Raw genomic sequence first — 26296 nt, 5'->3', positions numbered from 1 at the left:
CTCGGGTAAGCCTCTCCAATCTATGCGCTTGACGCATATCAAAGGCCCGAATACGAGCTAACCTATGCGTCCGCGGTGGGAGTATAGCCCTGCCGTTCCAAATTGTGCGTTGCAATAAGCAATCGAGGCGCAAGTCCCATGTCATCTGAAAGTGCGGTCACCGCGGCGGAAACGCCCGCGGCCAATGGTCATGGGGAAGCGCATTCCACTGCCGGCTTCAAGGCGCTGATGCTGGGCAGCATCGGTGTCGTCTATGGCGACATCGGCACCAGCCCGCTCTACGCCTTGCGCGAAGCCATTGTCGCGGCCAGCGGGCACGCGGGTACCGCCAGCCCGCAGGCCGTGCTCGGTGTGCTCTCGCTGATCCTGTGGGCGCTGATCGTGGTGGTGACGCTGAAATACGTCGTCATCCTGCTGCGCGCCGACAACAACGGCGAGGGCGGAACGCTGGCGCTGATGGCGCTGGCGCAGCGGGCGGTCACCAAGGGCGGGGCTGCGATCGTGCTGCTCGGCATCATCTCCGGCGCGCTGTTCTACGGCGACGCAGTCCTGACACCGGCGCTATCGGTATTGTCTGCGATCGAAGGCATGAAGCTCGTCACAGTGACCTTCGAACACTATGTCGTGCCGCTGACATTGGTCATTCTGGTTGCGCTGTTTGCGGTCCAGTCCCACGGCACCGCGCGGGTTGCCGCATTCTTCGGACCGATCATGTGTGTCTGGTTCGCCGTCATTGCGATCGCGGCCGTGCCGCAGATCATGCTCCATCCCGAGGTGCTGTCGGCATTCAATCCGCTTCACGCGGTTTCCTTCATGCTCCATCACGGCATGATCGGCTTCATTACGCTCGGCGCGGTGTTTCTCGCTGTCACCGGCGCGGAAGCGCTCTATGCCGACCTCGGCCATTTCGGCAAGCGGCCGATCCAGACCGCCTGGCTCTTCATCGTGCTGCCCTCGCTGGCGATAAATTATCTGGGGCAGGGCGCGCTTCTCATTGCCGATCCCAAGGCGATCGAAAATCCGTTCTTCCTGATGTTCCCGGACTGGGCGCTGATCCCGATGGTGGCGCTGGCGACGATGGCGACCGTGATCGCGAGCCAGGCCGTCATCACCGGCGCCTATTCGCTGACGCGTACGGCGATCCAGCTCGGCCTGATGCCGCGGTTCGAAATTCGTCATACGTCGGAAGCGCATTCCGGCCAGATCTACATTCCGCGCATCAACATGCTGCTGTTTGTTGCGGTGATGCTGCTGGTGGTCCTGTTTCGCTCGTCGAGCGCGCTGGCCGCGGCCTACGGCATCTCCGTGACCGGGACCATGGTGGTCACGGCCATGATGGGCTTTGTCGTGATTTGGCGCGTCTGGAAATGGTCGCCGATCGCGGCCGCAGCCCTGATCGCGCCGTTTTTGTTCCTCGACATCACCTTCCTCGCGGCCAACCTGTTGAAGGTGTTCGAGGGCGGCTGGGTGCCCCTGGCGCTGGGCGGCATCGTGATGCTGTTGATGTACACGTGGCGTCGCGGCAGCAAGCTGTTGTTCGAGAAGTCGCGCAAGCTGGAATTCCCGCTGGCCGATCTGGTGGCGATGCTGGAGAAGCGCCCGCCGCAGCGGGTGCCCGGCACTGCCGTGTTCCTGACCTCCGATCCCGAATGCGCGCCGACGGCGCTGATGCACAGCCTGAAGCACTACAAGGTGCTGCACGAGAAGAACGTCATCCTCACCATCGAGACCGCATCGACGCCGCGGATCGACGATGGCGAGCGGGTGCGGATGGAGCAGCTCAGCGAGACCTTCTCGCGGGTGACGCTGAAGTTCGGCTTCATGGAATCGCCCAACGTGCCGAAGACGCTGGCGATCGCCCGCAAGCTCGGCTGGCAGTTCGACATCATGTCGACGTCGTTCTTCCTGTCGCGCCGCGCGCTCAAGCCCGCCGCGCATTCGGGCATGCCGCGCTGGCAGGACCTGCTGTTCATCCGCCTCAGCCGATCCGCCAACGACGCCACGGATTATTTCCAGATCCCGACCGGGCGGGTGGTGGAAGTGGGAACGCAGGTCACGATCTAGGGTCCGAACCTGTAAATTCCGGTCGTCGGCCGATGCTTTGATGCGCATTCGCGGATTCAAGCGGGCATAGCGCCAGTTCCGAAAAGTGCCAATCGGAGACGAACCCGCCACCGCTTATCAGCGGACACGGGATTTTTATGACATTCCTATACCGCCGGCCGGCTTGTCCTCTCGATTCTATATGCCGGCGGGCCAATCTCTCTTGTGCGGTCGAAAATCGCGACCGGACTGGATGGAGAGTGGGTCATGTGTGCGCAGGTTGTCGTTCAGGAACGGCGCGCCCTTTTGGCGGATTGGATATCGAGCAAGTCCAAGCGCGCTGCCGTGCTGCTCGGCGTCCTTCTGACCGTTAGCGTCGCGGTCAATGCGATGATAATCTTCGCCGATGCCAGCAGGCCATAACCGGCTGGCTCATATCGGAGCCGCGACCTCGCGTGCTGGTACTCTTCGGTCAACGTGTTGTCGCCCAAGTGCTAGACAGGAGTTCAAGCGGTGGCCGATGTAGACTCGAAGCTGCAGCAGGACATCGCACCGGCGCCCGATGCCGATGCCCTCTTTGGCCCGGTAGCATCGGAGTCGGTGCGCTACCTTGCTTCAATGGCAATGACCGCCGCTGCGACGGTGATGGCTGTCGGTGTCGAGACCAAGGTGACCATACCCAACCTGTCTCTGGTATTTGTCGTTCCAGTGATCATCGCGGGCGTCAGCCTCGGCCTGGGTCCGTCACTCTGTTCGGCGATACTGGGCGCTCTGGCCTTCAATTTTTTCCTTACCGAGCCTCGCTACTCACTGGCCGTCGACGACCCGTCGAACATCTGGGCAATTGGACTGCTGCTTGTCGTCGGTCTCATCGTGAGCGGTGTTGCCTTCACCTCCCGCCAGAGGGCGATCGAGGCGGCACGGTTAAGAAGGCAAGCGACTGTGCTGCAAGGCTACAGCCGTGACGTCGTTGCGGCCGATAATACCAACGCGATCGTCTCAATCACTTCCCAAGCTCTGGCAGCACTCTTCCGGGTTCCTGTCGTCGTGATGCTTGTTACGGAGGGCAGGGTGGTTTCCTTCGAGCAAGTCGGCGACGCAGAACCCCAGGAGGCCGAACTGGAGGCAGCGCGATCGTCCCTGGCGACTGGAACAGTCATGCGCGGCGACGTTTACCCGAACCTGGCCTCGCGCTTTGACTTTTGGCCCGTGCAGACGGCCGAAGGACCGAATGCCGTCATCGGACTCGCATTCGATCCGGACGAACGTCCTGCGGCCCCGGATACGCTGGTCAACATCGTCGTGCGTGTCTTGGCCCTGGTGCTTGACCGTCAACACGCACGGGGCTAGACGCGCTGCTCGGCCCGCAAATTGAATCCGAGGATGCGGTACAGGCGCTGCAAGACTGCAACAAAAGCCCGGCAATCTTATAGTGCTAAGATGGTGCCCCGCTCAATAGTTCGGAGGAAGCTTGTTGTGAGCGTCGTGGCAGCCCACCTGTATCGCAATGGCAGGAAAGCAAAGGTCGTTTCATTGGATGAGCCCATCGATTGCAGGGGCAAATCCGAGTTTGTCTGGATCGGATTGTTCGAACCTTCGAAACGAGAGCTTGAGCAGCTTGAGAAGAATTACGGGCTTCATCCTCTTGCGATTGAGGACGCATTCAAAGCGAACCAAATACCGAAGGTTGATGTCTATGGCGACCAGCTATTTGTAATGACGCGCACCGCTCATCTTGAGCACGATCGCATAGCCTACGGCGAAACCGCAATTTTTGTCGGGAAGAATTTTATCATTTCAGTCCGGCATGGCTCGGCACGGGCGCATAGCGAACTCCGCGCGCAACTCGAAGCGGCGCCTAGCCTGCTGGGCCAAGGCCCGGACTATGTTCTCCACGCCATCCTCGACTTTATCGTCGATGGCTACTTCCCGGTTGTCGAAACGATCGAGGAACGCGTTCTGGTCATGGAGCAAAGCGCTCTCGACAGCTTCCTCAGCCGCGCAGAGGTCAAGCGAATCTTCGACCTGCGCCAGGAACTGATCCGCTTTAAGCGGATCATCGGCCCCATGACGGAGGTCTGCGGCCGGCTCGTACACCTCGATACACCATGTCTCGACGCCAACGCTCGTCCCTATTTCCAGGACGTGCTGGACCACGTGCGACGCGTCGATGCGATGGTGAACGCCTTGCGAGACGTCCTGACTTCGGTTTTTGAGGTGAGCAATCTGCTGGAGCAGCAGCGTCAGGGCGTGATCACGCGGCAGTTGGCCGCCTGGGCTGCGATACTGGCCGTACCCACCGCGATCGCCGGGATATACGGCATGAATTTTGAAAACATGCCCGAGTTGAAGACTCAATACGGCTACTTTGTCGTCGTTGGTATTATCGCTCTGCTTTGCACAGTGCTTTACTTGCGTTTCAAACGCGCGCGATGGCTCTGATACCAGTTTGTGGCTCGCCGCTTTGCCGAGTTGGGGGGCCGGGTTGGGGGCAATTCATAGATCACACCGCGGCCGAATGTTCGCTTTGGGTCCACAAGCAGACTCATGCACCGCATCGGAAGCTAATAGGCCAATGAAAGCCGAGCAGGTCCTCAGCCAAGGAGCGATCGGTACAAGTCCAGATATCGATCGGCCATCCGGTCTACCGTAAAACGCTCGGACACTGCTGCCCGGCATGCGGCGCGATCAATTTCGCCGATACGGCTGATCGCATTTACGGCTTCATCGACATTATTGACCAGGAAGCCGGTCACGCCATCGTCGATCAACTCGGGCATCGATCCGCGGTTGCAGGCGATCACCGGTGTGCCGCAGGCGAGCGCCTCCACGACCGATAGTCCGAACGGCTCGTCGAAATTGATGAGATGGAGCAGCGCGCGCGCGGAGCCAAGGGCGTTGGTGCGGGCCGCTCCGCCCACCGGGCCGCGATAGACCACGGAACGCTCGTCCAGCGCGGGCACGACCTGCTCGTTATGATACTCCTGATCCTGGACGATACCGGCCATGATCAGCCGCCGATCCGCTCGACCTGCCGCCGCAATCGCCTCGGCTGCTCCCTTGTCCGGGTGGATGCGGCCGAAGAACAGCAGGTCTTCGCTGCCGTGCGGGTCGAAGGGAAAATCCTCCAGCCGAATACCGTGGTGGATTGTTGCTGCATAGCGCAGGTCCGGATGGCGATCGGCATCGCTGATCGCGACATAATGGACGCGATCCTCGTAGGCCTTGAAGGCGGGCAGGATGCGTTCCGAGGAGAAGCCGTGGATCGTCGTCACCACCGGTGTCTCCACCAACCGGGAGAATGCGAGCGGCACGAAATCGGCCTGGTTGTGAATGAGGTCGAACTCACTTGCGCGCTCGAATACATGGGCAACGTGGAGCATCTCCCATACCTTGGCGTCGATCGTGGGGTCCTCGGAATAGGGCGCCGGGCAGACACCGGCCAGTTTGCCGGCCGTCCGGCTATCCTTCGTGGCGAACAAGGTGACGTCGATGCCGCGCGCCACCAGCGCCTCGGTCAGCAGGCTCGTCACCAATTCCCATGGACCATAATGGCGCGGCGGCGTGCGCCAGGAGATCGGAGCCAGCATGGCAATACGCACGCGATTGTCCCTCGTTGCTTTTCGTTAATCGGCCATCAGGATCAGGCCCTCGTTCGCCCGTAGCAGCACGGCGCCGTCTCTGGCCAGCGCTGCGTCGGCGGCTGTGGACAAGAGCACCCGGCAATCGCTCGCCCAGTCCGGCAACTCCAGGCGCTGCGAATGTCCCCCGAGATTGAGTACCACGATCAATCGCTCGGCGCCGTGCCGACGCTCATAGGCGAGCACATCGCCCTCCGCGTCCAGCAGCGCAAAGTCGCCGATCGTCAACGCCGGATGGTCGCGCCTGGCGGCCAGCAATCGGCGATAAAGCGCCAGGATTGAATGAGGCTCCTGCGCCATCCGCGCAACGTTGCGGGCAGGCCAGTCGGCATTGAGCGGCAGCCACGGCTTCGCCATGGTGAAGCCGGCATTCTCGCTCCCGTCCCACGGCATCGGCGTGCGGACCGGATCGCGGCCCAAGGCGAGCCCGGGCTCGCGCAGCCCGCGCGGATCCTGAACCTGGGCAGACGGGATCGCGACATCGCTCAGGCCCAACTCGTCTCCGTAATAGAGGGTGGGCGTGCCGCGGAGCGTCAGCAGCAGCACCGCTGCGACGCGGGCCTGAGCCTGCCCACGCTTGGCTGCGACGCGCGGCCGGTCATGGTTGCCGAGCACCCAATTCGGCCAAGCGCCTGGCGGAAGCGCCGCCTCATAGTTGGCGATCAGCGTCGCGAGGGAGCGCGCGTCCCACGGTGCATCGATGAGCTGGAAGTTGAAGGGCAGGTGCACCTCTGCCCGTTCCCGCCCGTAATAGTGCAGCAGCCGATCGACCGGCAGGTAGATCTCGCCGATCAGCACGCGTTCGCCCCGTCCACTGGCGCCATAACTATCGGCAATGGCGCGCATGTCGGCGGCGATCCCGTGCACCTCGGGCTGGTCGGTCGAATGGAGCTGGAGCACGCGGTGCATATCGCCCATCGCCGGCTGATAGGCAGGGTTGGGCGGATTGTCCCGGAAGTCTGCCGCCTTGGCCAAGTGCCACAGCACGTCGATGCGGAGGCCGTCCACGCCCCGGTCGAACCAGAAGCGCATCACGTCGTACATCGCCGCCTGCACGGCCGGATTACGCCAGTTGAGGTCCGCCTGCTCCTTCAGGAAGGCGTGGTAATAATATTGGCTGGTGGCCTTGTCCCACTCCCATGCCGAGCCGCCGAAATCGCTGATCCAGTTGTTGGGCGGCCCGCCATCCGGCGCGGGATCGCGCCAGATGTACCAGTCCCGTTTCGGATTGTCGCGCGAGGCGCGGCTCTCGACGAACCAGGGATGCCAGTCGGATGTGTGGTTGGGCACGAAGTCAAGCAGGATCTTGAACCCGCGCGCATGGGCTTGTGCAAGCAGACTGTCAAAATCTGCGAGCACGCCGAAGCGGGAATCGACATCGCAATAGTCGGCGACGTCATAGCCGAAATCAGCCATCGGCGAGGGGTAGATGGGTGAGATCCAGATAGCGTCGACGCCAAGGCTGGATAGATAGTCGAGCCGCCGCTCGATCCCCTTGAGGTCGCCGATGCCGTCGGCGTTCGTATCTTGAAAGGAGCGTGGGTAGATCTGGTAGATCACACCCGTCTGCCACCAGAGCGCGGTCATGCGAACAAGGCCTTAGGCATCTGGATGATGCGGCAGGCGAGGTCTGACACGCCGCTCGGCACGACGCAATGATCGCCTGCGTCCGCTACGTTCAACCAGTCTAGGGCGGGAACCCCTCAATTCCGATCCTCGGCCGATGCGAAGCGTCGGAGTCTTGAAGCGAACTGGCCCGCGATGTCCGCCTAAATTGTCGCAAGACGGCAACAGCTTGATTGTTTTTTGGGCGGAACAGAACATCCGACTCCACACGCCTCCGGGTTTGGATCAGTCTCTTGAAGCCGGGGGTCGGCGGATCGAAGTTTTGCCCCCGCTGGCCGCAGGGCGCGAATGCCTGCGGCATTTTATGCGACTGTGGGACCGTGCTCGGAAGCCCGGGCTGAAGCCTTGAGTGGCAAAATATTCCAATGCGATGGGCTGACATTGTGAGGAGTAGCGCAAATGAGTTTCATCCGCGCGAACGACCATCCCAACCCCGATAGTCCGGAAGATCCACTGTACTACGCACCGCGCTCGGCACGCAGCGTAGCGGACCCACGATCTAACGCGGCACCGCAGACGAAATCGGACCATTTTCCTCCCGCTCCCCCTTTGTCTCGTTTTGATGAGATGCGCGAGAAAGCCTTCGCCAAATCCAGCCGTCCGTTGGAGTCACAATTCATTTACGAACGCCGTCCACCCCGCGGACTGCTCGCCACTGCGGGCGCAATTGCCGCAGCGGTCGGTGTCACTGTGATCCTGGCGCTGGTTTTGTTTAACGTGTTTCCAAGGTCAAAAAGCGATCCCTCGGAACTCGCCGTTTCCATTTCGACTCCTGCATCGGCTACGCCGGCCCAAGCGACGTCCGAAGACTCCAAGGCGCTGCTTCAGGGATTCAAGCAGTTTCAAAGGATACAAGAAAGCGAAGACCCGGCTGTTTCCGAACGCGCCTCCGCTGGAACGGCCAAGGAAGCGCCCGAAAAACCCCAAGCTCTGCTTGAAAAGTTCATTCAGTGGCAGCAAAGGAAATAGCGTCAAGAACAGGACACGCGGGCCGGCGATTTCTGAAAGCCGTCTCACCGAGTTTCAAAATTAGCCCGGAGCGGTACAAGTTTGACGTCCGTACTTGCCAATCCGTCCGCATCTCACTGCGGCGGCCGCAGCTCGATGCCGTAGCGGGCATAGATCCGCGCGATGGTGCCATCAGCGAGCAGGGCCTCGATCGCCGTATCGACACGCGCTCGCAGCTTGTCGTCGGGGCGAAGCAGCCCGGCCGCAATATTCCAGTTCAAATCCTCGTCGTTGTCGAACGCCGGAATCAGGCGCAGCGGCTTGTCGGCATGCTGCAGGTTGAACCAGCCGACCGTCATCGGTGTGACGGCGGCTGCCTCGATCTCGCGATTGGCCAACGCAGCAACAATATCGTCCTCGAACGCGAATGGAGACGTCGCGGCGCCGGCCTTGGCCAGCGTCATGGAAACCAGCGAACCGACTGGTACCCCGACCCGCTGATCGGAACCGAGACTTGCCAGCGACGAGGCGTGCGAATCGCCCCGCACCGCGAGCACGACGCCGCTGCGATGATAGGGACGCGAAACCCGCACACCGCCCGCGGGCGGCGTATCCTTGCGGGCGATGACGTCGAGCACGAGGTCGCAATCGGCGCGGCGATACTGGATCGCACTGACCACCCACTCCCGCGTCAGCTTGACACCGAGTTGCTCGGCAATCTTCTCACCGAGTTCGATCTGAAATCCAGGGACCGGTCCGGACTTGCTTGCAAACGGCAGCGCGTTGGGGCTGGCGCAGAGCGTCAACGCGCCGCGCTCGATGACGGCCTCCAGCGAGCGGGCATCCACCGACGCGTTCCAGAGCACCACCAGCGAGAGGCTTGCCGCGTATCGGGCGAGGCGACATCGCGGTTTCCACGCCGCAGAAGAGGCCCTAGTCATCGAGCCCTCGAATGTACGCCAGGATAGCGATGATCTGGCCGTCACTAAACACCCCGCCATACGCAGGCATCGCGCCTACCTTGCCCTTCTTGATACGCTCGATGATATATTCGTCGCTGCGCTCGGACTTCGACAGCTTCGGACCTTTGCCCGCATGGCGGCCGCCATCCTGGTGACAAAAGCCGCAGGTGGTTGCGAACATTTGCCCGCCTTCGATGTCGTCCGGCGAGGCTTCGGCTTGCGGCAGCGGATTTGCAGCGCCCGCTGGGGTGGACTGTTGGGCAAATGAGGCGGTCGGCAGCCATGGCCAGATGATGGCCAGGGAAGCAACAATTACAAACTGTATTCGCATTCCGGCATCCGTATTCGCCGCGAGGGCGCCAACCTATTTGCCGCAGGAGCGGCAATGTATCGACCGCCAAGGGCGGCAGGGAGAGATCGATCCCTGCCGCCCGCGTCATCGTCATTGCCTGAGCGCGAAGACAACCAGGGCACCGGTATTCTTCGGCATACTCTTGAAGGGCTCGCCAAAGAGCGCGACAAATTCGTCGCCCACCAGGGTGCCCCAGCCCGCCGGTACGGCGATGTACTGCTTGCCACCGGCCATGTAGCTGATGATGCCGGCGTTATGTCCCATGCCGTTGTTGCGCGACCAGAGCTCTTCGCCGGTGTCCGCATTGTAAGCGTGCACAACGCCTTCGGAATCAGGCACGAATACCAGATTGCCCGCAGTGGCGAGAACGCTGGCGAGCGGCGGGTACTTGTAGTTGACCTCCCACTTCTTGGCGCCGGTGACCGGGTCGCGGGCGCTGAGATGACCACGGGCCGGTCCGTCCGGAGGTGCCACAGGCTTGAACGTGGCGCCGATGTTGAGCTGGGCCATCGGCTCCAGGATCGGCGTGGTCTTCTCGACGGTCAGCTCCATGCACCACTCCTGCCCGATCCGGTAGAAGAGCCCGTTCTTGGGGCTGTAGGCGCCAGAGTTCCAGCTGATGCCGCCCATGATCGCCGGGCACAATGGCGGGTCCACCTTGCCTTCCGCGAGGTCGCGGCGACCGATCAGTTCGCCGGTCTTCGGATCAATGCTCTTGACGAAGTTGATGTTCTTTACCAGCGGCCAGACGTTCTCGACCTTGGCGTTGGAACGATCATAGACGAAGATGTGTCCGCCCTTGTTGGCGTGCACCACGAGCTTCTTGCCGCCACGGTCGATCATGACAAACTCGCCGACGGAAGAGTCGAAGTCCCAGGCATCGTGCGGCAGCTCCTGATGGTAGAATTTGAGCTTGCCGGTATCGGGATCGAGCGCGATGACCGATGTCGTGTAAAGATTGTCGCCCGGCCGCGGTCCGCTTTTCTTCCAGTCCGCGCCCGCCCAGTCGTAGAGCGGCGCCGGGTTTGCGGTGCCCCACCACACTGAATTGGTTTCCGGGTCATAGGTTCCGGGCATCCAGCCGCCGCCGCCGCCGGTCCGCCAGGAGTCGCCACCCCAGGTCTTCATGGCCTCTTCGGTACCGGCGACCGTGAAGAACTCCCATTTCTTCTGTCCGGTCTTGCCGTCGACGCCGAAAATCGGTCCGCGACCGGTCCATTCGCCGCCCTGGGCGCCAATGATCACCATGTCCTTGACCACCAGCGGCGCGCCGGTGAAGCCGACTGTCAATTTCTTGGAATCCAGCAGCTTCGTGTCCCACACCGGCTTGCCGGTCTTCAGATCGAGCGCGATCAGGCGCCCATCGACCGTGCCGACATAGAGATTGCCCTGTCCGATAGCGATGCCGCGGTTGTACGGCGAGTGCGTCTGCTTGGAGACCAGTTCCTCGTCGAGCTCCGGCGCATAGGCCCAGATTGTCCTGCCGGTCGCGCCGTCCAGCGCGTAGACACGGCTGTAGGAGCCCGAATAGTAAAGCACGCCGTCGATGGCCAGCGGCGTTGACTGCAGACCGCGTGTGGCGCGCTCCGGAAAATGCATCCAGGCGATTTCGAGATTCTTCACGTTGCCCGTATTGATCTGGTCAAGGCCGCTGTAATGGTAGGACTTGTAGGTGCCGTGATACGTCGGCCAATCCTTCTGGGTCGCCTCGGCATTCAGCGCCGCCGCGTCCTGGGCGTGCGTCGGCGAGGCAGTGAACAGGGCAGCCAACGCCAGCGCGGCGCAGCCGCCGAGATATCTTTCATGGAAAGTCATCTGCATCCTCCCTTTGTAGTTTGCTTGTTGGGCCGAATTTTCGTCGCGACTCTTGCAGGATGTTCTGGCGTCAATGCCTGATAGGGCCAGGAGTTCGAGATAGATGGCATGGACCGGCGGGGCCGCCGTCGTGAAGAGACGGCAGCACTTCTTGTCGGCTGAGTGAGAAGCGGGCAGAGGTTCGGGCTACGGATTGTTTTTCGAGGAGGGCGCCATTCGGTGCACGGCGGCACATGCCGTCATTGCCGCGGCGCGTCTGTCCTATGCTGCCCCCGGCGATGTCGGTGCGGTGCACCATGACATGTCCCTCGATGCGCACGCCCATTAGTTGACCGGATTGTTGTTTTTTTGTGGTAGCAGCGGTCGGCCGTGGCAATCTTGAGCTGAAGTCCAAGTCATTCCGGCCACGGCGCGGAAGACCAGCGATAGCGCCTGCGCAGGCGCATCGAGCGCAGCATCACCCGATCGGCGAACATCCGATGCCGCAGTTGCCCACAGACGCCGAGAGCTTCAGTCGCTAAAGTCGCTCGGTGGACACGCGAAGCCAACGTCACACTTTGTTCAAGAACTGCATGCTAAATGGCACCTGATCGTCATGGCCGGATGTACGCCGTGGCTTTTCGGGCCCCGGCTTTCATGCCGGGGTTTTTCGTTATGCCTGGAGGCTGCGAGCCTCGCGATGTGCTCCGCGACCGTCTCTCGCGAAAAGAAGACTTGGGGGCAGGTGACGATGGGTGCGGTTTACCGCCTGGCGATGCGCGAGGACGCAAGCCGTCTCTACGACATTCGACGACGATCGATCCTTGAGCTTGCACCTCCGACAATGCCGAAAGCCGAGGCGAAGGCGTGGGCCACGAAGCTCACACCATCCGGAATGGAGCGAAAGCTTCGTGAGCTGGAGATATGGGTTGCCGAGCTGGACGGCATCGTCGTCGGATGGGGGGCCATTCAGGGCGACACGCTCGAGGGCTTGTATGCGGCGCCTGAGTTTGCCGGGCAGGGCGTTGGCGCCGGATTGCTCGGTATGCTCGAAGGGCTAATGCGCGACCGAGAGTTCCCTTCGGTGCATGCAGAGGCAAGCTCAAACGCCCGCGATTTCTACCTTCGTCGAGGCTACAGGGCGAGCGGCCCTCAAACGCCGGAAGGTGCCTGGCCGATCGCGAAAGAACTTCTGGCCTGAAAACAGGGGCGGCAGGAGAATAAGTGCGTTGGGCGGCCGCCCAGTTTTGGCGGCCGTTTAAACCGTTCGCGGCGCTTGATTTTCGCCCCGCGAGGGGCGACTTTGGCGCCCGCTTGGCCGGGCCTATCGGAGCCCTCGCGGCGGGTTGTCAGGAGGATATTGCGTGGCGGACCATCAGGTGCACGATTTGACCCCGGAAGACGTTTTCAGGGGGATGGCGGAAGGCCGCTATCTTCTGGTCGACGTCCGCGAACCCAACGAGGTCGCGGTGGAAGCCTATCCGGATAGTGTGGTCGTTCCTCTCCAGACCTTCGATCCGGCGGCCATTCCGGACCCGCAGGGAAAGCAGGTGGTTTTCGCCTGCCGTTCGGGCAAGCGCTCGGTGACGGCCTCGCTGGCGGCCCAGGCGGCGGGCCTTCCCTACGACAAGCATCTGGCCGGCGGCATCATCGGCTGGAAGGCAGCGGGTTTGCCGACCAAAACCGGCGGCTGATCTCCACCATGACATCCATGAACAAGGTCTTTGCCGACCTTCCGGTCACCGTGTTCGAGGCGATGTCGCAGGCCGCCCGCGACAACAACGCCATCAATCTCGGCCAGGGCTTTCCCGACGATCCCGGGCCGGAGGATATCCGCCGCGCCGCGGCTGATGCCACGGTGAACGGCTACAACCAATACCCGTCGATGATGGGCATTCCCGAACTGCGGCAGGCCATCGCGGCCCATTACGGACGCTGGCACAAGCTCTCGCTCGATCCGATGACAGAGGTCATGGTGACCTCGGGCGGCACCGAGGCGCTGACGGCGTCCATCCTCGCCGTGGTCGAACCCGGCGACGAGGTCGTCGTGTTCCAGCCGGTCTATGACAGCTATCTGCCGATCATCCGCCAGGCCGGCGGCATTCCGCGCCTGTTGCGGCTGGAGCCGCCGGGCTGGCGGCTGACGGAAGAGATGCTGGCCAGCGTCTTCAATCCCAAGACCAAGGCGGTGCTGTTCAACAATCCGCTCAATCCGGCCGCGGTCGTCTATCCCCGCGAAGACCTCGAATTGCTGGCGCGGTACTGCCAGCAGTTCGACACCATCGCGATTTGCGACGAGGTCTGGGAGCACGTCATCTTCGACGGCCGCGAGCATATCCCGCTGATCACGATCCCGGGCATGCGCGACCGCACCATCAAGGTCGGCAGCGCCGGCAAGATCTTTTCGCTGACGGGATGGAAGGTCGGCTTCGTCTGCGCCGCGCCGCCGCTGCTCCGGGTAGCGGCCAAGGTGCACCAGTTTCTGACCTTCACCACCGCGCCGAACCTGCAGGCCGCCGTCGCCTACGGCCTCGGCAAACCAGATGAATATTTTTACGACATGCGCAAGGAACTGGCGCGGAGCAGGGACCGTTTGACGAAGGGGCTGGAGAGCATTGGCTTTCCCGTGCTGAAGTCGCAGGGTACGTACTTTCTCACGGTCGACCTGTCGCCGCTCGGTCTCAACGAAACCGACGTCGAGTTCTGCAAGCGCATCGTAACCGACTATAAAGTCGCCGCGATCCCGGTATCGGCGTTCTACGAGCAGGACGCGGTGACCTCGGTGGTGCGGTTCTGTTTTTCCAAGAAGGACGAAACGCTGGATACCGCGCTGGAACGCCTGTCGGACGCGGTGCACGGCCGTCGCAAGAGGTAGAGGATGCGCGATCCAGTCCGAGGCTCGCTTCGCCTGATCGGTGTGATGGCAGTCGCGCTGTCGCTCTCGCCCGCCTGGGCGCAGGAGCGCACCGTGAACTTCTACAACTGGTCGAACTATATGGCCCCCGGCGTGCTGGAGGACTTTACCAAGGAGACCGGCATCAAGGTGGTCTACGACACCTTCGACGCCAACGAGACGCTGGAGACGCGGCTCCTGGCGGGAAAGTCGGGCTACGACGTCGTGGTGCCAACAGGCTATTTCCTGCAGCGCCAGATCACGGCAAAAGTCTTCCTCAAGCTCGACAAGTCGAAGCTGCCGAACCTCGCCAACGCCTGGCCGGTGGTGACGAGCCAACTCGCCACCTACGATTCCGGCAACAATTACGCCGCCAATTACATGTGGGGCACCACGGGCATCGGCTACAACGTCAAGACCGCGCAAAAAATCCTTGGGCCGGACGCGAAGATCGATAGCTGGGATATCGTCTTCAAGCCGGAGAACCTCGCCAAGTTCAAAGACTGCGGCATCCACATGCTGGATTCCGCCGACGATATTCTGCCTGCGGCGCTCGGCTATCTCGGGATCGATCCGAATTCCACCAAGCAGGCGGATCTGGAAAAGGCCGCCGAGCTCGTCAGCAAGATCAGGCCCAACGTCCGCAAGTTTCATTCCTCGGAATATCTGGGCGCGCTGGCGTCCGGCGAAATCTGCTTCGTGGTGGGATGGTCGGGCGACATTATGCAGGCGCGCAGCCGTGCGGCGGAAGCCAAGAACGGCATCGAGATCGGCTACACCATCCCGAAAGAGGGCGCGCAGATGTTCTTCGACAATCTCGCGATCCCGGCGGATGCGAAGAACGTCACTGAGGCCTATGAGCTGATCAACTATCTCTACCGCCCGGACGTCGCCGCCAGGAATTCCGACTTTTTGTCCTACGCCAATGGTAATCTGGCGAGCCAGAAGCTGGTGGACCCGAAGATCCTCAACGACAGGAACATCTATCCCGACGAGGCGATGCAGAAAAAGCTGTTCGTCATCCAGGCCCGCGACCCGGCGACCCAACGCATCATCAACCGGTTGTGGACGAAGGTGAAGACGGGGAAGTGACGCGCTGCTGCCTGCGTGTTTCCTGCCGTCTTTGCGAGCGAAGCGAAGCAATCCATGCCTCAGCAAGCGGTGAGGCCACTGCCGACTATTGCGATCTTCGGTGCAGCCGTAGATGCCCGGATGAGCGCAGCGAAATCCGGGGGCCGGTGCCGCAAAATCCCGGATATCGCGGAGCCTGTCATCACTGTGCGAGCGCAATTGCGCTCGTCGCCGGGCGCGCATTCGCGCGACCCGTTGGCTCATCCGGGCTACGCTCGCCCCCACCAAACTCCTGTTGCCGAAACCCGAGCGAGAACCTATAGCTCCGTTCGGGAGCATCACATGACCACCATCCTCACGTTCTTTTCAACGCGCACGCTGCTGCAGATTATCTTCATCCTGGGATCGGCCGTCGCGATGAAGGCGTGGAGCCTCGGCTTGCTGTTCGGCGGATAGGGAAATACGGCTGTTGCGTAGCCCGGATGGAGCGAAGCGCAATCCGGGGACTTTCAGCTGGTTGCGAGAGTGCCCCCGGGTTGCGCTGCGCTTCACCCGGGCTACAAGAACGACCCTACCGCCACCTTCTGTGCAGCCACAGCCACTGGTCCGGATATTCCCGCACCCAGCCTTCGATCACTGACGTCACCGCCTGCATGGTGCCCTGGATGTCGATCTGGCCCGAGGCGTCGCGCACCGGCTTGACCTCTTCGGACAGTTCCGCGCGGAAGCGGTGATTGGGCAGGCGGATGATGCGCACGCCGTGCACGGGGCAATCGACCTGCCGGAGCAGCCGCGCCAGGGTCGGATTGGCCTTGGTCTTGCGGCCGAAGAACGTCACCTCGACGCCATTGCCCATGTACTGATCGACCAGCATCGCGACGTGCTGGCCCCTCTGCAGCGCTTCGGCGAGCTTGAGCGGCGCCTCGCGGCCGGCCGGTACCAGCGTGCCCATCTTGACGGCGCGGATCCGTTCGATGGCGCGGTCGGCGGATTCGATGTTGGGGCGGCGGAACAGGATCGCACAATCGAGCCCGTGCGCGACGGCGCCAAGCGCCGGGATCTCCCAATTGCCGAGATGGCTCGCGAAGATGATCGCCGGCTTGCCGTCGTCGCGCAGGTGATCGAAAATCTGCTTGGTCCGCGCGCCGAACTCGACGCGGCTCGGTTTGTCCGGATGATCGACGTCGTAGTCCCAGATGTGATCGAGATGGGCGAACTCGGCGCCGATGCGGCCGAGATTGTCCCACACACCGGCCAGAATGGTTTCGATCTCTTCAGGCGATTTCTCAGGGAAGGCGGCGGTGAGATTCTCGCGCCCGATGCGGTCCTCGCGCAGCCGGCGTCCGATGAAACGGGTGGCGCGGCCGAAGAAATTCGCGGTCTTGTCCGGATCGAAAAAGCGCGTGGTACGCAACAGCGCGATCGTCAGCGCGCCGACGGCGGCTTCCGCCACAGGCTTTGCGGCGTCGCGCAGGCGCGCCTTGGTGCGTAGGAGCAGGCGGTTCATGTTTGCGAAGCAGCCAGCTTGCTAAACCGGTTCGCGGGTCAGGATCAGCGAGGCGTTTTGCCCGCCGAAACCGAACGAGTTCGACATCACGGCGGTAACCTTGGCATCGCGCGCCTTGTTGCCGACCACGTCGAACAGGATCGCCGGATCCGGAATCTCGTAATTGATGGTCGGCGGAATCCGCTGATGCTCCAGTGTCAGCAGCGAGAACACGGCCTCGACCGCGCCGGCAGCCGAGATCGTATGCCCGACCATCGACTTGTTCGACGACACCGGAATCTTCGGCAGATGCTCGCCGAACACGACCGCGGTCGTGTTGTACTCCATCTTGTCGTTTTCAGGCGTCGCGGTGCCGTGCGCGTTGATGTGGTCGATCTGCTCGGGCTCCAGGCCGGCATCGGCCAGCGTCTTGCGCATGCAGCCGATGATCGGCTTGCCGTCCGGGCTGGAGCGGGTGCGGTGGAACGAATCCGTCAGCTCGCCGCAGCCGGCGACCACGCCGAGGATTTTCGCACCGCGGGCGATCGCGGACTCATAGCTTTCCAGCACCATCGCGCCGGCGCCTTCGGCCATCACAAAACCGTCGCGGTTCTTCGAAAACGGCTTTGAGGCGGCCTGCGGCGGATCGTTCTGCGTCGACAGCGCCGACAGCAGCGAGAACCGCACCAATGCTTCCGGATTGACCGAGCCGTCGGTCGCCACGCACAGCGCAGCGTCCGCGTCGCCACGGCGGATCGCCTCGACCCCGAGCTGGATCGCGGTCGCGCCGGAGGCGCAGGCCGTGGAGAGCGAGATCGGCGAGCCCTTGGTGCCGAAGCTTTCGGCCAGATGGCTCGCCACCGAGCCGAACATGAAGCGGTGATGGTAGGCTGTGAACCGGCCGCCGCCGCTGACGCGCAGCATGTCCTCGTAGCCGAATTCGGTCTTTCCGATCGCGCGCCCGAGTTCGAGCCGTTGCGGCCATTCGACCTCGACCGGCGCTACCGCGAGAAACAGCGGTCCGGGAAAATCGGCCTTGCTTCCAATGGCGGCCTGTTCGAGCGCTTCTTCTGTGGCCATTCCCGCCAGCCGCTCGGTCAATCCCGTCGAGGTGACGGGATCGACGGTGACGAAATCGACGGTGCCCGCCATGGTCGATTTCAACCCGTCGATCGGGAAGCGCGTCACGGTGCGGATGCCGGACTCGCCCGCGGTCAGCTTGCGCCAATTGTCCTTCTTGCCGGCGCCAAGCGACGTCACCACGCCCATACCGGTGACGACGACGATCGGCCTGCCGAATTTATCTGATGGTGCTGACATGGTTCCCCCGATGTTGCGCCGTGTTGAAGCGCTCCCGCGCCGATTAGCCGATTACTTGACGGCCTCGACCAGGGCCATGCCTTCGCCCTGCCAGTGACCGGCCCCCATCACCACAATCTGGTCCGGGCTGCCGGCCTTTTCAACCTCAAGCCCGGTCGGATCGTTGGGCGGAAACAGCGCGCCGCGGGAGAGTGAGAGTGCGGCAAGCGCCAGTCCCAGCGGAAACTGGGTCTCCAGTGTATGGCCGAACATCGTTCCGGTGGCGCGCACGGCGAATCCGGGGTGCTGGCGCAGGAACGCCTTTTCTTCCGAGGTCACCGGCTCGACGCCGGTGGCGCCCGTGATCAGTTGGCCGCTGTCGCCGGCGACGCCTAGCTTCGGCCAAAGCGCTTCCAGCGATTTGGTCACCGCGCCCGGCTGCTTGCGCTGCGCGAGGTCGGCGACCACCTTGGTCAGTTTTGCATACGGCTTGGCGCCGCGCGCTTCGGCGTGCTCGCGGGATTCCAGCACCAGGAAGCAGCCGGCGGAGCCGAGCGCAAAACCGCTGTTGCCTTCGCGCTGCCAGACGGGCGCGAACTTTTCGGTCAGGTTGAAGTCGCCGAATTCATAGAGGATCAAGAGATCGGCGCGTTCGCCATTATGGGCGGCGCCGACCAGCGCGATCTCGCTCTGGCCGGACTCGATGCGCGCGAGCGCGATCCGCGCCGCGTCGATGGAAGCAGCTTCCTCGCCCATGAAGGTGCGCGACGTTCCGCACACGCCGTGGACGATGGCGATGTTGCCGGCGAGCAGGTTGGAGAGCTGGGCCAGGAACAGCGTCGGCCGCAGATCGTTCATCAGCCGTTCGTTGAGGAATCCAGGACTCGAATTGCCCTTGGCGTCTGCGTTCATGATCGCGAGGTCGACCGCGATGTCGCGCTCGCCACCGCCGGCGGCGACGATCATGTCCATCCGCCCCAAAATTTCCTGGTTGCCTTTGACGCCGGCCGAATCTAGCGCCAGCCCCGCGGCATAAGTGCCGATCCGCTGCCACGCTTCCATCTGGCGCTGGTCGCCCTTTTTCGGGATTTGGGCGTCGAACGAGACTGGCGCGAGCGGATGCACGATGTAGGGCGCAAACCGCTTGTCGTCGACGTTGATCTTCTTCTCGTTCAGCGCATCCCAATGCGCGTCGAGCCCTTCGCCGAGCGAGGAGACGATGCCAATGCCGGTGATCCAGACTTCCTTCGCAGCCGGAGATTTGGACTCAGTCATGCGTTATCGCCTGCAGTGGGAAGCCGATCTCGTTGGCCTTCGCGTCCATGTGCACGCGCAGGGCCGGGTCGGGGAAGGGGGCAAGGCCGAAGGTGAGTTCAGCGCTGCACTTCAACTCCTTGCCGACGCGTCCCTTGACCTTCGTGACAGCAAAACCGGAACCTTCGTGCTCGAGCTTCGCCTCGATCGTCAGCAACTGACCGGGACTGACGAAACCCCGCATCTTGGCTTCCTTCACGATGGCCAGGAACGGCATGCGCTCGAACTTCAGGACGCCGAGTATCAGCCAGCCGGAGCTCTGCGCCATCGCTTCGGTCAGCAGCACGCCGGGCATGATCGGGAAACCCGGGAAATGCCCTTCGAAGATGGTGTGCGACACCGGAACCTGGGCCTCGACCGTAATTTTCTTCTCGTCGAGATTGAGGTCGACGATGCGGTCGATCAGCTGAAAGTAATCAAGGTTCATGGCGGGCGACTAGGCGCCCGGCGCTGCATTCTTGGCGGCGACCAGTTCGTCGATGCGATCGGCGAGATTTTGCAGCACGAAATACTGCTCGGTCGTGGCCTTGCCGTCGTTGACCTCCTGGGTCCATTTTTCGAGCGGCATCTTGATCCCGAACGCCTTGTCGATGGCAAAGGCGATGTCGAGGAAGTCCAGGCTGTCGATTCCCAGATCGTCGATGGCGTGGCTCTCCGGCTTGATCGTGTCGCGCGGAATGTCGCAGGTTTCCGCGATAATGTTGGCGATCTGATCGAATGTGGAAGACATCATTAAGCCTTTGATATATTGGAGCTAATCTGGAGCGGCTTGAGGAGGCGGGGCGCAGCGCCGCGGAGGGCCCAATTTCCTCGGCCGGAGTCGACAGCCCGTATATCGGAGCGGGGCCTTGAGTTCAATGGAGGCGGGGCGTTCGGGCGGGGATCGATTATGGGACAAAAATGGCCGGTTTGGGGGCGGGATCGCCGGTCCGAGGAGAGCCGGTCGATGATGACACAGGTCCGTAGGATGGGTAGAGCGCAGCGAAACCCATCGCCGTCTCACAGCATAGCCTTCAGCCAGCGCTTCTGACCGGTTGCCGCAGAATCGTCTTGAGCTTTTCCGGTGGCGTCTTGCGTGGATCGCTCAGGTAGATCTCGTGATGTGGCCCGGCAAACGTCACCCCCGTCGCAGGCATAATCTCGTTGTGAAGCCTGGCGAGCGTCGGGCCTTCGTCGTCATAGCTCCGATATGCAGCGTCTGCAGGCACCGCCCTTCGTCCAATGGCTCAAGGCGCAGCGAGACCGGAGGCTCCCCGAGCTTGTCCCGCGACCTTGCCAGGGCAGCCTCGTATAGGGATCGCTCGACGAAGTCGGGCACCATGATCATCATCGTCCACTGCCACAGATGCTTCCGGCGCCCGACAAAATCGTCGGGATTGTCAGCCCACCAAAGGCCTTCGAGGGGCGGAACGACGTAGTCTTTTTCCGATTTGGTCTTGCTGGCAAATTTCATCGCGTAGCTCACGGAGTACAGCCACTCGATGGCAGCCTTGTAGGCTGGATCGCGATTGGGGTCGCCTTTGCCGTTGATCTTGACGAATTTCATGACCGGCACGTCGACGGTAGCAAAACTGCCATTAGGTGCACTGTAGAGCGTTGAAAGCTTCTTCTTGAAATCGATCTTGGCCACGTTCGTCTCTGGTCGGTTGTTGGTGCGCTGTGTCCAGGCCCGTAGGATGGGTAGAGCGCAGCGAAACCCATCGACGTCTCAGGCCGCAATTGATTGACATCGCCGCGCTCCACCCATCCTACGAGCCGGACTGCGATCCTCACCCGGGAAATGTTGCGCTGCGGGACAGGAATCAAAGCGCCGTAACAAAACCGATTTTCAGCGTTGCTGCTATCTAGGGTCTGTTGAGATTCATCGGGAGTTTATGACGGCTGCGGCGAGATGGATATTTGCCGCGAAGCTCTGATCGGTTTTGTCTGCGCGCATGGCGATGCGTTTGAATTCCTTGAGCTTGCAGAAGAAGTTTTCAATCAGGTGGCGCCACTTATAGATTTCCGCGTCAATCGGCAGCGGCGAGGCGCGCCGTGGGTGCTGTGAGATGACGACCTTGGCGCCGCGCTCGTTGAGATCGGCAATGATGGAATTGCTGTCGAAGGCCTTGTCGGCGATGAAACCCTCAAAGATGAGACCGTCGATGAGCGGAGCGACACCCACCGTATCGAAACGATGGCCGGGCAGGAGAACGAAGCGGACGAGATTGCCCAGCGCGTCGGTCAGCGCCAGAATTTTTGTTGTCACGCCGCCTTTGGAACGGCCGATGGCCTGGCTCTGAGACCCCCTTTTGCGCCCTGTCCATGGCGATGGACCTTGACGATGGTGGCGTCGACCATGGCGTATTCCATGTCTGGCGCATCCGAGCAGGCCTCGAAAAGCCTGGTGAAGACGTCCGCTTTAACCCAGTCGCGGTAACGCTTGAAAACAGTGTTCCAGTTGCCGAAGGACGGCGGAAGATCACGCCACGGGCTTCCCGTCCGGACAATCCAAAGTACCGCTTCAACGAAGCGGCGATTGTCGCTTCCGCTGCGTCCGGGGTCCGTCGGCTTCCCCAGACAATGCGGCTCCATCTTCGCCCATTGGGCATCTCTCAGTACGAATCGCTCCATCTAAAGCTTGAATCACAACCAAGCCTCAGGTGGAATCCTGAATCTCAACAGACCCTAGTTTGTCCGATACATTTATTTGTATTTAATAAGTAAATTTGGAGGGGGCCGTGAAACCAGATTTTGAATGCAAGCGATTGCGAACTATGAAGAACTTCTTGGCGGCGCTTGCTGCTAGTTTCGTCTTTCTCATTCAACCTGCAAAAGCGATAATCCTTTTCGACAATCCCGCCCCGGGGCCGGGGCAGGGCTCACACTGGTGCGATCCTTGTTCGGCCGGCAACACCGGATATCAAGTCTGGGATTCATTCAGTTTGGCGCTCCCATCCACCATTCAATCAATCCGATGGATCGGGTTGCGATCAGACGCGTTTACACTCGGCGCAGTGATCGAGATTGCTCTCGCACCCTATGGAGCTAACCTGCATTCGGCGACCTTCGCGAGTGCGGCGATCACCGAGGTCGACACCGGCCTGCAGTCCAGTTTCAATACTGTGCAGGTGCCGAATTGGACGCTGGGTGTGGGTACCTACTGGATATCGATCCACGGGCCCTCTGTGACCGAGCAATTCACCTGGCTCGGGGCGTTTAATCCAAACAGGGATAATTCGTTGATTCAGTACGGCCCCGACCCTGACAATCCTCAGTTCGCAATTCCGCGCAATCAGGATGCGATCTTTCGATTGAACGGATTCATCACGCCCATACCAGAGCCGTCAACGTGGGCAATGATGCTCCTCGGTTTCACCGGAACAGGCTTCATGGCTTATCGACGACGTAAGCTCGTAGCTCGTAGTGTAGACTACTCGCAGGCGTAATCCGCCGCGCCACTTCTGCGTCAACGACGCGGGCCACGGTCGGAACGGCGGATTACGCTGTCGCTAATCCGCCCTACACCCATGGGTTGTCATCGTCATTCCGGCGGCGAAGCACCGGATTTTGTCAAGACCGCTTCGCCTCATCCAGAAACGCCTGGACTGCTTCGAACAGCTTCAGCCGATTGCGCTCCATGATGATGGTGTGCGTTCCCTCGGCCAGCGCGACGTAGCGTTTTCCCGGCGAGTTCACCAAAAGCGGAAACAGGGTCTGTGCCATGTAGGGCGGCGTGTCGCGGTCCCATTCGGCGCCGACCAGTAATGTCGGGACCGTGATCTTGGCGGGATCGTAATAGGGTTTGCCGGCGCCAAAGAATTCGGCGCTGTCCTGCACGACGCCGTTGGGGGCGCGAACGACCGGGGGAGTCATCTGGGCGCCGACCGGATCGGTTGTGAATGTCGCATCCGCCCAGGCGTCGAACCAGCCGGCGGGAATGAGATTGGCTTTCTTGTCCTCGGGCACGCCGGTGTACCACCGCTCCTTCGACTGATCGCGATTGACCATCCGGTACGCGCCAAGCTTGCCGGCGCCTGCCTGAACCAGCGAGGGCGTCTGCCGAATCCAGGAAGGTGCGTAGAGGACGAGACGTTCGACCTTCGATGCGTTTTGCGTGGTGTAGGTCGCCATCAGCGTCGTGCCCCACGACCAGCCGAGAAGGTTGAGACGCGGAATGTTGCGGCGCTGCAGGATAAAGTCGACGGCGGTGCCGATGTCCTTGACCGCGGTCTGGCCGGTCACGATCGGCGCATTGGCTTCCGGCTTGTCGGTCATCTCGCTGGGGCGCGTGGATTTGCCATAGCCGCGCAGGTCGAGAAGCCAGACGTCATAGCCGCGGGAGGCGATGTATTCCATCCAGGACAAGCCATCGAGCTTGAGGTCGAACGCCGTCTCGGAAGGGTAGGTCGCGCCGTGGACGTAGAGCACGGTCTGCTCCGGCCGGAACGAGGTCATGTCCGCTGGACGTTTGTTGCGGACATATATTTCGATGCCGGGATCGGCCGTCTTGACCATCATCTCTTCAGTCACCAGAGCCCTCGTCTGTGCCAGTGCGGGAATCGAAACGAGAGTTGCGAGAAGGAAGCCTGCTGCAGCGATCGAAAGATTCAATGTCGCCTCCCAAGTGTTCTTTGTTTTGCCCTGACCTAACGTAACGGGAATTCCCGAGACGGTGCACCTAATTCTCGCCCGGTTCGATTGGTACAATGCGGATGATGCCCACCGGCTGGTGCCTGCGGCTCTTCGCGCGTGCGCGATGGGACGATTTTCTCCAACAACTTCAAGCTGATTTGCCCCGTCCAGTCTCGGTTGCAAAAATAATCCGCTTCGCTGCCACCCCAAATCAGTCCTACAAATCCGCTATCCCGTCCCGAAAGAGGGGCGTTGGCCATCGTCACGAACGTTGGGACGGGTTGCGGTGGACGCTGCAGCGTCGGCGCGCAGATGGAGTCGCAGGGCAAGTTTATCTTGTGAGCGAAAATCCGGCGTGCAGACGTACGGCGCTGAAGCGTACGGCAAAACCGTGTGGTCCCGACACCCGTGGCTGGTGCCAAGCTGTCGGTGGTGAAGTTGATCCAACCGGATCGATTGAGCCATCAAGCCGGCAGTGATGGAGGCAAGACGAATTCGTCTCCAGGGAGAGCGCGGCATAAGCCGTCAAACCATTGCGCAGGGAATGCCGGAGTGCTCCGGCTGTACCTGTATGCTCGTGTGCGCACTTCCTCGTGCACATTGCACACGAGACCGCGGGTGCAGCAAGCACCCGGCATTCCCTGCTCCCTCTCAGGAGGGACAAGGTTCATGCAAACCTCGGGCGCAAGTCGCGCCGCGAGAACGCGCGCTCGTAGTCAGCCGTCATTCCCGGGCGCGCGAAGCGCGAGCTATGATGTGCGATTGCACATCAGAGAATCCATCGAGCCGCGGAACAGGTAGAGAAATGGATTCCGGGCCTGCGCCAAGTGGCGCATCCCGGAATGACGAGAAGAGAGAGCCAGCCATGGTGTACGCCGTCATTGCGAGGAGCGAATGCGACGAAGCAATCCATGGCTCAGCAAGCGGTGCGATGGATTGCTTCGCTACGCTCGCAATGACGGGGATAGGCCGCGGCGTACTGGATTCCCCCGCATGCGCGGTATGACGAGCGGTTTGCCGTGACGATCCCGCCTCATTACCCCTGCGGCATCACCGAAATTCTCGCGCAGTCGCGGCGGCCCATCAGCACGCAGTCCTGGGTCTTGCGGAGGTCAGCGATGCTCACGGCAAGCCAGATGCCGATGGCGGTCAATGCCACGGTGAACGCCAGTGCTGCGACATTGGCGAGCATGCGATGACGGAAATCGTCGCCCTCGTCGCGCGGCCGCTCGTAGCGGGACAGATCGTTCGCCGCCGGCGACGCGTTGGCCTGGCTGGTTTCTTCCCGTCCGCTCGGCGGGTGGGCGGAGGTGCGCGGCCGGAACTTGAGCACGACGTGCTCATCGTCGGTAATAATGGGCCGCTGGGTTTTCACTGCCGCCGATCCGCGAAAAATCCTGCACCATTCTTAGCACGGCGGCAGCACTTCCAACATGAAATGTTGCCGGCCGCAGGACAGCCATCCCATCCCGCAATGCCTGGAACCGGGCGCCAGCAAGCCGGCTCAGCCCTGCTTCGGCAGCCGCCCCATCATGTAGAATTCGTCGTTCGGGCGCATCGCGGTGACATTGGCCAGCCGGTTCGACAGCGCAAAGAAGGCTGCGATCGCTGCGATATCCCAGATGTCGTCATCGCTAAAGCCGTGGCCGGCAACTTCCGCAAAATCCGCCTCCGAAACCTGGTTGGCCTCCTGGCTCACCTTCATAGCAAAGTCGAGCATGGCGCGCTGGCGCGGCGTGATGTCGGCCTTGCGGTAGTTGACGGCGATCTGGTCGGCGATGACAGGGTTCTTGGCCCGGATGCGCAGGATCGCGCCATGGGCGATCACGCAGTAATGGCACTGGTTGGCGGCGGACGTCGCCACCACGATCATCTCGCGCTCGGCCTTGGTCAGCCCACCGTCCTTTTCCATCAACGCGTCGTGATAGGCAAAGAAGGCGCGAAATTCGTCAGGACGATAAGCGAGCGTCAGGAAGACGTTCGGGACGAAGCCGGATTTCTCCTGCACCGCGAGGATCCGGGTGCGGATATCCTCCGGCAGTCTGTCGATGGCGGGCGGCTGAAATCGTTTGGTGGCGGGCTTGCTCATGGAAGGGTTCCGGCTGAGGCCGCGAGGCGGCGTTGCCGGGACCATATATCGTATTGCGGCGAAGTGGATACCGGTTCGCGCGAAGAATTCGCGCGAACGCTGATTCTTCTATTTGAGCATGATCTCTTCGGAAAACCGGTATCCACTTTTCCGGATCATGCTCC

General features: G+C 61.7%; 26 protein-coding genes. 10 read left to right on the top strand and 16 right to left on the bottom strand.

Annotated elements, in window-relative coordinates:
- Positions 1-138: 138 nt before the first annotated feature.
- From IVB05_RS24955 to corA, 4 genes are all read left to right on the top strand, one after another.
- Positions 139-2064 (top strand): potassium transporter Kup, encoded by a 1926-nt coding sequence (locus tag IVB05_RS24955; RefSeq protein ID WP_247778560.1) that lies wholly within the window; start codon positions 139-141, stop codon positions 2062-2064.
- Between the two features lie 246 nt (positions 2065-2310).
- Positions 2311-2466, top strand: coding sequence for a hypothetical protein (locus IVB05_RS24950; RefSeq protein ID WP_247778559.1), 156 nt, complete (start codon positions 2311-2313; stop codon positions 2464-2466).
- Positions 2467-2556: 90 nt separating this feature from the next.
- Complete coding sequence (locus IVB05_RS24945) at positions 2557-3393, top strand: DUF4118 domain-containing protein (RefSeq protein ID WP_247778558.1); 837 nt, start codon at positions 2557-2559, stop codon at positions 3391-3393.
- A gap of 126 nt (positions 3394-3519) precedes the next feature.
- Positions 3520-4485, top strand: a complete 966-nt coding sequence (gene corA, locus IVB05_RS24940; protein ID WP_247778557.1) for a magnesium/cobalt transporter CorA — start codon at positions 3520-3522, stop codon at positions 4483-4485.
- Between the two features lie 152 nt (positions 4486-4637).
- Here corA and IVB05_RS24935 read toward each other — a convergent pair whose 3' ends face one another.
- Entirely contained in the window at positions 4638-5633 is a 996-nt protein-coding gene (locus tag IVB05_RS24935; RefSeq protein ID WP_256473449.1) for a glycosyltransferase family 4 protein, read from the bottom strand.
- 36 nt (positions 5634-5669) lie between these two features.
- Positions 5670-7271, bottom strand: a complete 1602-nt coding sequence (locus IVB05_RS24930) for an alpha-amylase family glycosyl hydrolase (protein WP_247778555.1) — start codon at positions 7269-7271, stop codon at positions 5670-5672.
- A gap of 438 nt (positions 7272-7709) precedes the next feature.
- Here IVB05_RS24930 and IVB05_RS24925 point away from each other — a divergent pair, with 438 nt between their 5' ends.
- Positions 7710-8279 carry a hypothetical protein gene (locus IVB05_RS24925; RefSeq protein ID WP_247778553.1) on the top strand — a complete coding sequence of 190 codons (570 nt, stop codon included), beginning with the start codon at positions 7710-7712 and terminating at the stop codon, positions 8277-8279.
- 113 nt (positions 8280-8392) lie between these two features.
- On the opposite strand, the gene IVB05_RS24920 is transcribed toward IVB05_RS24925, so the two are convergent.
- The 3 genes from IVB05_RS24920 to IVB05_RS24910 form a co-directional block, all read right to left on the bottom strand.
- A complete protein-coding gene (locus tag IVB05_RS24920; protein ID WP_247778552.1) occupies positions 8393-9199 on the bottom strand; it encodes a transporter substrate-binding domain-containing protein in 807 nt (268 codons plus the stop codon).
- Positions 9192-9551, bottom strand: a complete 360-nt coding sequence (locus tag IVB05_RS24915; protein ID WP_247778551.1) for a cytochrome c — start codon at positions 9549-9551, stop codon at positions 9192-9194. Before IVB05_RS24915 ends, IVB05_RS24920 begins: the two co-directional genes overlap by 8 nt.
- A gap of 111 nt (positions 9552-9662) precedes the next feature.
- Positions 9663-11387, bottom strand: coding sequence for a PQQ-binding-like beta-propeller repeat protein (locus IVB05_RS24910; RefSeq protein WP_247778550.1), 1725 nt, complete (start codon positions 11385-11387; stop codon positions 9663-9665).
- 730 nt (positions 11388-12117) lie between these two features.
- On the opposite strand from IVB05_RS24910, the gene IVB05_RS24905 reads away from it, so the two are divergent.
- The 4 genes from IVB05_RS24905 to IVB05_RS24890 all read left to right on the top strand — a co-directional run bounded on the left by IVB05_RS24905 (position 12118) and on the right by IVB05_RS24890 (position 15351).
- Positions 12118-12567 (top strand): GNAT family N-acetyltransferase, encoded by a 450-nt coding sequence (locus IVB05_RS24905; RefSeq protein ID WP_247778549.1) that lies wholly within the window; start codon positions 12118-12120, stop codon positions 12565-12567.
- Between the two features lie 214 nt (positions 12568-12781).
- Positions 12782-13060: a rhodanese-like domain-containing protein gene (locus tag IVB05_RS24900; protein WP_247786902.1), complete on the top strand. Its 279-nt coding sequence runs from the start codon at positions 12782-12784 to the stop codon at positions 13058-13060.
- 8 nt (positions 13061-13068) lie between these two features.
- Positions 13069-14241, top strand: coding sequence for an aminotransferase (locus IVB05_RS24895; protein ID WP_247778548.1), 1173 nt, complete (start codon positions 13069-13071; stop codon positions 14239-14241).
- Between the two features lie 45 nt (positions 14242-14286).
- Complete coding sequence (locus IVB05_RS24890) at positions 14287-15351, top strand: polyamine ABC transporter substrate-binding protein (protein WP_247786883.1); 1065 nt, start codon at positions 14287-14289, stop codon at positions 15349-15351.
- A gap of 550 nt (positions 15352-15901) precedes the next feature.
- Here the strand turns inward: IVB05_RS24890 and IVB05_RS24885 are convergent.
- From IVB05_RS24885 to IVB05_RS24855, 8 genes are all read right to left on the bottom strand, one after another.
- Positions 15902-16837 carry a lipid A biosynthesis lauroyl acyltransferase gene (locus tag IVB05_RS24885; protein ID WP_247778547.1) on the bottom strand — a complete coding sequence of 312 codons (936 nt, stop codon included), beginning with the start codon at positions 16835-16837 and terminating at the stop codon, positions 15902-15904.
- A gap of 21 nt (positions 16838-16858) precedes the next feature.
- Positions 16859-18136, bottom strand: a complete 1278-nt coding sequence (locus IVB05_RS24880) for a beta-ketoacyl-ACP synthase (RefSeq protein WP_247778546.1) — start codon at positions 18134-18136, stop codon at positions 16859-16861.
- A 51-nt stretch (positions 18137-18187) separates the two neighbouring features.
- The gene (locus tag IVB05_RS24875; protein ID WP_247778544.1) at positions 18188-19390 is read right to left on the bottom strand and encodes a beta-ketoacyl-ACP synthase; all 1203 of its coding nucleotides are present in this window, start codon (positions 19388-19390) and stop codon (positions 18188-18190) included.
- Positions 19383-19856, bottom strand: a complete 474-nt coding sequence (locus IVB05_RS24870) for a 3-hydroxyacyl-ACP dehydratase FabZ family protein (protein WP_247778542.1) — start codon at positions 19854-19856, stop codon at positions 19383-19385. The genes IVB05_RS24875 and IVB05_RS24870 overlap by 8 nt, the downstream gene beginning before the upstream one ends.
- A 9-nt stretch (positions 19857-19865) precedes the next feature.
- Positions 19866-20159, bottom strand: coding sequence for an acyl carrier protein (locus IVB05_RS24865; protein WP_028346689.1), 294 nt, complete (start codon positions 20157-20159; stop codon positions 19866-19868).
- A gap of 283 nt (positions 20160-20442) precedes the next feature.
- The gene (locus IVB05_RS43790) at positions 20443-20565 is read right to left on the bottom strand and encodes a hypothetical protein (protein WP_346771779.1); all 123 of its coding nucleotides are present in this window, start codon (positions 20563-20565) and stop codon (positions 20443-20445) included.
- Positions 20547-21059, bottom strand: a complete 513-nt coding sequence (locus IVB05_RS24860; RefSeq protein WP_346771778.1) for a hypothetical protein — start codon at positions 21057-21059, stop codon at positions 20547-20549. The genes IVB05_RS43790 and IVB05_RS24860 overlap by 19 nt, the downstream gene beginning before the upstream one ends.
- Before the next feature lie 231 nt (positions 21060-21290).
- Positions 21291-22042 (bottom strand): IS5 family transposase gene (locus tag IVB05_RS24855; protein WP_247778541.1). Its coding sequence is split into 2 segments (ribosomal slippage): positions 21291-21712 and positions 21712-22042, totalling 753 coding nucleotides; the frame shifts between segments, so codons are not numbered across the junction.
- Positions 22043-22149: 107 nt separating this feature from the next.
- Between IVB05_RS24855 and IVB05_RS24850 the strand changes: the two genes are divergently transcribed.
- The gene (locus IVB05_RS24850; protein WP_247778539.1) at positions 22150-22857 is read left to right on the top strand and encodes a PEP-CTERM sorting domain-containing protein; all 708 of its coding nucleotides are present in this window, start codon (positions 22150-22152) and stop codon (positions 22855-22857) included.
- A gap of 124 nt (positions 22858-22981) precedes the next feature.
- Here IVB05_RS24850 and IVB05_RS24845 read toward each other — a convergent pair whose 3' ends face one another.
- The 3 genes from IVB05_RS24845 to IVB05_RS24835 all read right to left on the bottom strand — a co-directional run bounded on the left by IVB05_RS24845 (position 22982) and on the right by IVB05_RS24835 (position 26132).
- Positions 22982-23941, bottom strand: coding sequence for an alpha/beta fold hydrolase (locus IVB05_RS24845; RefSeq protein ID WP_247778538.1), 960 nt, complete (start codon positions 23939-23941; stop codon positions 22982-22984).
- A gap of 1138 nt (positions 23942-25079) precedes the next feature.
- The gene (locus IVB05_RS24840; RefSeq protein ID WP_247778537.1) at positions 25080-25418 is read right to left on the bottom strand and encodes a hypothetical protein; all 339 of its coding nucleotides are present in this window, start codon (positions 25416-25418) and stop codon (positions 25080-25082) included.
- Between the two features lie 129 nt (positions 25419-25547).
- A complete protein-coding gene (locus IVB05_RS24835) occupies positions 25548-26132 on the bottom strand; it encodes a peroxidase-related enzyme (protein ID WP_247778536.1) in 585 nt (194 codons plus the stop codon).
- Between the last annotated feature and the right edge of the window lie 164 nt (positions 26133-26296).

It is taken from the genome of Bradyrhizobium sp. 170, from assembly GCF_023101085.1.
In the GTDB taxonomy this organism is placed as follows: domain Bacteria; phylum Pseudomonadota; class Alphaproteobacteria; order Rhizobiales; family Xanthobacteraceae; genus Bradyrhizobium.
The sequence above is the reverse complement of the archived record's forward strand: the minus strand, read 5'-3'. Positions and strand labels throughout refer to the sequence as shown.

What these genes read in the sequence shown, in the direction of transcription:
- IVB05_RS24905 (WP_247778549.1), top strand. Translation starts at nt 12,118, where the DNA reads ATGGGTGCGGTTTACCGCCTGGCGATGCGCGAGGACGCAAGCCGTCTC.
- IVB05_RS24890 (WP_247786883.1), top strand. Translation starts at nt 14,287, where the DNA reads ATGGCAGTCGCGCTGTCGCTCTCGCCCGCCTGGGCGCAGGAGCGCACC.
- IVB05_RS24955 (WP_247778560.1), top strand. Translation starts at nt 139, where the DNA reads ATGTCATCTGAAAGTGCGGTCACCGCGGCGGAAACGCCCGCGGCCAAT.
- IVB05_RS24870 (WP_247778542.1), bottom strand. Translation starts at nt 19,856, where the DNA reads ATGAACCTTGATTACTTTCAGCTGATCGACCGCATCGTCGACCTCAAT.
- IVB05_RS24950 (WP_247778559.1), top strand. Translation starts at nt 2,311, where the DNA reads ATGTGTGCGCAGGTTGTCGTTCAGGAACGGCGCGCCCTTTTGGCGGAT.
- IVB05_RS24835 (WP_247778536.1), bottom strand. Translation starts at nt 26,132, where the DNA reads ATGAGCAAGCCCGCCACCAAACGATTTCAGCCGCCCGCCATCGACAGA.
- IVB05_RS24895 (WP_247778548.1), top strand. Translation starts at nt 13,069, where the DNA reads ATGACATCCATGAACAAGGTCTTTGCCGACCTTCCGGTCACCGTGTTC.
- IVB05_RS24925 (WP_247778553.1), top strand. Translation starts at nt 7,710, where the DNA reads ATGAGTTTCATCCGCGCGAACGACCATCCCAACCCCGATAGTCCGGAA.
- IVB05_RS24930 (WP_247778555.1), bottom strand. Translation starts at nt 7,271, where the DNA reads ATGACCGCGCTCTGGTGGCAGACGGGTGTGATCTACCAGATCTACCCA.
- IVB05_RS24920 (WP_247778552.1), bottom strand. Translation starts at nt 9,199, where the DNA reads ATGACTAGGGCCTCTTCTGCGGCGTGGAAACCGCGATGTCGCCTCGCC.
- IVB05_RS24880 (WP_247778546.1), bottom strand. Translation starts at nt 18,136, where the DNA reads ATGTCAGCACCATCAGATAAATTCGGCAGGCCGATCGTCGTCGTCACC.
- IVB05_RS24885 (WP_247778547.1), bottom strand. Translation starts at nt 16,837, where the DNA reads ATGAACCGCCTGCTCCTACGCACCAAGGCGCGCCTGCGCGACGCCGCA.
- IVB05_RS43790 (WP_346771779.1), bottom strand. Translation starts at nt 20,565, where the DNA reads ATGCCTGCGACGGGGGTGACGTTTGCCGGGCCACATCACGAGATCTAC.
- IVB05_RS24935 (WP_256473449.1), bottom strand. Translation starts at nt 5,633, where the DNA reads ATGCTGGCTCCGATCTCCTGGCGCACGCCGCCGCGCCATTATGGTCCA.
- IVB05_RS24900 (WP_247786902.1), top strand. Translation starts at nt 12,782, where the DNA reads ATGGCGGAAGGCCGCTATCTTCTGGTCGACGTCCGCGAACCCAACGAG.
- IVB05_RS24915 (WP_247778551.1), bottom strand. Translation starts at nt 9,551, where the DNA reads ATGCGAATACAGTTTGTAATTGTTGCTTCCCTGGCCATCATCTGGCCA.
- IVB05_RS24875 (WP_247778544.1), bottom strand. Translation starts at nt 19,390, where the DNA reads ATGACTGAGTCCAAATCTCCGGCTGCGAAGGAAGTCTGGATCACCGGC.
- IVB05_RS24865 (WP_028346689.1), bottom strand. Translation starts at nt 20,159, where the DNA reads ATGTCTTCCACATTCGATCAGATCGCCAACATTATCGCGGAAACCTGC.
- IVB05_RS24910 (WP_247778550.1), bottom strand. Translation starts at nt 11,387, where the DNA reads ATGACTTTCCATGAAAGATATCTCGGCGGCTGCGCCGCGCTGGCGTTG.